Annotated in this window: 4 protein-coding genes; 2 read left to right on the top strand and 2 right to left on the bottom strand. The window is 72.1% G+C overall.

Going from position 1 to position 4,580, the window contains the following annotated elements; genetic code table 11:
- Positions 1-11 precede the first annotated feature (11 nt).
- Positions 12-794 carry an MBL fold metallo-hydrolase gene (locus IY392_RS13320; RefSeq protein WP_194861470.1) on the bottom strand — a complete coding sequence of 261 codons (783 nt, stop codon included), beginning with the start codon at positions 792-794 and terminating at the stop codon, positions 12-14.
- Between the two features lie 23 nt (positions 795-817).
- On the opposite strand from IY392_RS13320, the gene IY392_RS13325 reads away from it, so the two are divergent.
- Positions 818-1,546, top strand: a complete 729-nt coding sequence (locus tag IY392_RS13325; protein ID WP_309234182.1) for an AAA family ATPase — start codon at positions 818-820, stop codon at positions 1,544-1,546.
- A 17-nt stretch (positions 1,547-1,563) separates the two neighbouring features.
- Entirely contained in the window at positions 1,564-3,384 is a 1,821-nt protein-coding gene (locus tag IY392_RS13330) for an FAD-binding dehydrogenase (RefSeq protein ID WP_194861471.1), read from the top strand.
- A 58-nt stretch (positions 3,385-3,442) separates the two neighbouring features.
- Here IY392_RS13330 and IY392_RS13335 read toward each other — a convergent pair whose 3' ends face one another.
- Positions 3,443-4,576, bottom strand: a complete 1,134-nt coding sequence (locus IY392_RS13335; RefSeq protein WP_309234183.1) for a CaiB/BaiF CoA-transferase family protein — start codon at positions 4,574-4,576, stop codon at positions 3,443-3,445.
- Positions 4,577-4,580: the final 4 nt, after the last annotated feature.

A 4,580-nucleotide genomic window follows, 5' to 3' on the forward strand; every position in this document is an offset into this window, starting at 1 on the left:
GTCCCGGATCCTCACCCCGGCACGCCTCCCGGCCCCGCCGGGTCGTGGGCGCACACCACCCGCAGATCCGTGCCGCGACGCCCGGCCAGCGCCGCGAGGCGCGCGTGGGTCAGCTCCACGGCCGAGGGGACCAGCGACAGGGTGCGTTCCGCGACCGCGATCGCCCTGGGGTATCCGACCGAGGGATCGATCTGCCCCCTGAGGTAGAACGCATCCCCGGCGTGCAGGACGTCGAGCTCGCCCGGGTCCCCGGGATCCCCCGGGACAAGGACCCCGGCATGCCCGACGGTGTGACCCGGCAGATCCACGAGGATCATCCCCTCGAGGACGTGATCCAGGGGATGCACCCGGAAGCCCTCCCACCGGTCGGTCCCGTAGGTGTACTCGACGAAGTCCGGCCCGTGCGCCCACTGGGCACGCCGGTACCGACGCCGCTCGATCCAGCGTGGGGTGCGCACCGCCCACGTCAGGGCCTCGGAGGCCACGTGCACCTTCGCCCCCGGGAAGTCGGCGAGACCGCCGATGTGGTCGAAGTCCATGTGGGTGAGCACGATGTGGCGCACCTCGCGGGGGTCCATTCCCATGTTCTCGATGCGGCGACGCGCTGTTTCGGCCGCGTCCAGCCGCGGGCGCATCGCGTGCCTCATCGGGCCCAGCCGGGCGGCGGGGTCCGCGACGTCGCGGAGCCCGATACCGGTGTCCACCAGCACCAGACCCCCCCGGGCCTCCACCAGCAGCACGCGGGTCGGCACCCGTCCGGCGAACGTCCCGCAGTTCATCTGGTGGATCCGCATGTCGGCCACGGTACCGTGGCCGCGTGAGTCGAGACGGCGTGCTGGACCCGCGGCCGCTGGTCCGCGTCACGGTGGACCCCCAGCTCGTGCCGCGCGCCGGGTCGTGGCCGTACTCGGTCCCCGCGGTATCGGCTCTGGTGCGCGAAGGGTTGGAGCTGGACGCCCTCACCGTCCTGGTGGGGGAGAACGGGTCCGGCAAGTCCACGATCGTCGAGGCGGTGGCCATGGCGTTCGGCCTCAACGCCGAGGGCGGGTCCACCGGCGCCCGGAACTCGACGTGGGCGTCGGAGTCCCCGTTGCACGACGCGCTGCGACTGGTGCGCGGGGGCGGGGCGCCCCGGTGGGGCTACTTCGTGAGGGCCGAGACCCTCCACGGCCTGTTCACCTACCTCCAGGCGACGGGGCCGGGGCAGGACTTCCACGCGCGCAGCCACGGCGAGGCGTTCTGGGACCTGCTGGACTCACGGTTCACCGGCGGCGGGCTGTTCGTGTTGGACGAGCCCGAGGCGGGGTTGTCCTTCGACGCCCAACTCCGGCTGGTCGCGCTGCTGCTCGACCTGGCCGGCCGTCGGAGCACCCAGGTGCTCATGGCCACCCACTCGCCGATCCTGGCCTCCGTGCCGGGGGCGGCGGTATACGAGTTGTCGGAGGAGGGGATCAGCCGTCGCCGCTGGGAGGACCTGGCGATGGTGGACCACTACCGCCGGTATCTCGCGGCGCCCGAGCGGTATCTGCGTCATCTCCAGGAGTGACCCGGCACACTGGACTCATGACCAACTTCTCGTCGCGCCCCGGCCGCACAGCCGGGGAGGCCCGTCCCGTCCGCCCCGTCTACCCCTCGTACGCCCCGCCGTCCGCCTCGACCGCGGCCAACGCCGGGCCGCTCCCGGCTCCCGAACCCGGGTTCGAGCCCGACATCATCGTGGTGGGTCACGGGCTGGCGGGGCTGGTGGCCACCTACGAGGCGAGCCGGGCGGGCAAGAAGATCCTCGTGGTGGATCAGGAGAACGAGAAGAACCTGGGCGGGCAGGCGTACTGGTCACTCGGCGGCCTGTTCCTGGTGGACACCCCCGAGCAGCGGCGCATCGGCATTCACGACTCACTGGACCTGGCGTGGCGCGACTGGCTCGGGTCGGCCGCCTTCGACCGGCCGGAGGATCACTGGCCCCGTCGGTGGGCGCGGGCGTACGTGGAGTTCGCGGCGGGGGAGAAGCGGACGTACCTCAACGCGCTGGGGCTCAAGATCATCCCCACCGTCGGCTGGGCGGAACGTGGTGGCGGGGACGTGGGGGGCCACGGCAACTCCGTGCCGCGCTTCCACGTGACCTGGGGCACGGGGCCCGAGGTGGTGCGGGTCTTCGAGGAACCGGTTCGCGCGGCCGCCGCCGAGGGGCTGGTGCGGTTCGCGGTGCGGCACCGGGTCGACGAGATCGTGGTCGAGGACGGTCGGGCGGTCGGCGTCCGCGGGGCCACCCTGGTCCCGTGCGATCTGGACCGCGGGGTGTCCTCGCCCCGCGAGGAGACCGGGACCTTCGAGTTCCGCGGCGGCGCCGTGCTCGTGTCCTCGGGCGGGATCGGCGGCAACCCGGACCTGGTGCGCCGGTACTGGCCGACGGACCGGATGGGGGACGCGCCGCGGGACCTCATCCTGGGGGTCCCGGAGCACGTCGACGGCCGCATGCTCGAGATCTCGGGCTCGGCGGGAGCGAACCTCATCAACCGCGACCGGATGTGGCACTACACCGAGGGGGTCGCCAACTTCGCGCCCATCTGGCCCTCTCACGCCATCCGCATCATCCCGGGCCCGTCGACGCTGTGGCTGGACGCCACGGGCGCGCGGATGCCCGTGCCGCTGTTCCCGGGGTTCCACACCACCGCCTCCGTCGAGGCCATCCGCCGGACCGGGTTCGACTACTCGTGGTTCGTCCTGGACTCGGCCATCGCGGAGAAGGAGTTCGTGCTCTCCGGTTCCGAGCAGAATCCGGAGATGACCGACAAGGTGGTCACGAAATTCCTGTCCCGCGCCAAGAAGGGGCTCCCGGCGTCGGTGGGCGCATTCGCCGAGAAGGGCGTGGACTGGGTGGTGGCCGACTCCCTGGAGGAGCTGGTCGCCGGGATGAACGAGCTGGTCGGTGAGGACGAGCCCGAGCTCGACGTGGAGAGTGTGCGTGAGTTCGTCCTGTCGATGGACGGCCAGATGGACAACCCCTTTGCCAAGGACGCGCAGGTGCAGGCCATCCACAACTCTCGCCGGGTGCTCACCGACAAGCTCACCCGCATCGCCAAGCCGCACAAGCTGCTCGTGGACTCGGGCGCCGGCAAGGGATCCGCTGCGGGCTCGGGTGGCCCGCTGATCGCGATCAAGGTGCACCTCATGACCCGCAAGACCCTGGGCGGGATCGAGACCACGCTGGACTCACAGTGTCTGCGACCGGACGGGGAGCCCTTCCCCGGTCTGTACGCGGCGGGGGAGGTCGCCGGCTTCGGTGGCGGCGGGGTCCACGGCTACAACTCGCTCGAGGGCACCTTCCTCGGCGGCTGCATCTTCTCCGGGATGAAGGCCGGGCGGGCGATGGCGCGGGAGGTCTGACCGCCGGGGCGGAGGCGCCGGCCCGGGGCGCCACCGCCGTTCACCGGGAACACGGACCTCACCGGGGCGAATTCCTCCACCGCAACAGAACCGCGTCCATGTCCGACCGCGCTCGAGGCGGTGCCGCTCCGCGGGAGGTGCTCATCCGAGGGGCCGCGGCGGGCATCGGGTAGCCCCCCGCGTCGACGAAGGACTCCCGCCGGACCGCGTGGTCGTGGAGCGTGGCCTCCCGGAGTGTGAGCACCGGTGTGACGCACGCGTCGAGCTCGTCGAAGACCTCGGCCCAGGCGTCGCGGTCACGCGAGGCGAACGACCGACCGAAGAGCGCGGTCAGCGCGTCCCAGTTGGTGGTGTCCCAGCGATTCGGCAGGTCGGCGTGATCCAGCCCGAGACCGCGCACGACGCGCTCATAGAACACGTCCTCGAGCGCTCCCACCGCGACGAACCCGCCGTCGGCGCACTCGTAGGCCCGGTAGAACGGTGCCGAGCCGTCGAGGAGATTGGTGCCCCGGCGGGACGACCATCGACCGGAGTGTTGCCACGATCGGACCAGACCCGTCAGGGAACCGGCGCCGTCGACCATCGCCGCGTCCACGACCTGGCCCCGGCCCGTCCGCTGCCGCTCGTGGAGGGCCGCGAGGATTCCCACCAGCAGGAACATCGACCCTCCGCCGAAGTTGCCGACGAGGTTCAGCGGTGGTGTGGGCGGCCCGGAGGCCGGGCCGAGTTGCCCCAGGGCGCCTGACAGTGCGAGGTAGTTGATGTCGTGTCCGGCCACGCGGGCCAGCGGTCCCTCCTGTCCCCAGCCGCTCATGCGGCCGTAGATCAACCCCGGGTTCTCCTGCTGCCACACGTCGGGGCCGAGACCGAGTTTCTCCATCGTTCCCGGGCGGGACCCCTCCATCAGGACGTCGGCGCGGCCCACCAGGTCGCGCACCCGGCGCAGCCCGTCCGGTTCGGTCAGGTCGACCGCGAGCTCGGTCCTGCCCCGGAGCATTCCCGCGTTCGCGTCGTCGTTGCCGTCGTCGGCCCCCACGGGGACGGGTCGCACCACCCGGATCACCTCGGCGCCGAGGTCCGCCAGCATGAGACCCGCGTGCAGGAGCGGCCCGATGGCCTCCATCTCCACCACCCGGAGTCCTGCCAGGGGTCCGCCGTGCGGCGCCGCGGCGGCCTCGTCCCGCACGGTCACCGCC

Source organism: Dietzia sp. SYD-A1 (genome assembly GCF_015356725.1).
GTDB lineage: Bacteria > Actinomycetota > Actinomycetes > Mycobacteriales > Mycobacteriaceae > Dietzia.

Coding starts and splice junctions, on each gene's coding strand:
- IY392_RS13320 (WP_194861470.1), bottom strand. CDS start 794: ATGCGGATCCACCAGATGAACTGCGGGACGTTCGCCGGACGGGTGCCG.
- IY392_RS13330 (WP_194861471.1), top strand. CDS start 1,564: ATGACCAACTTCTCGTCGCGCCCCGGCCGCACAGCCGGGGAGGCCCGT.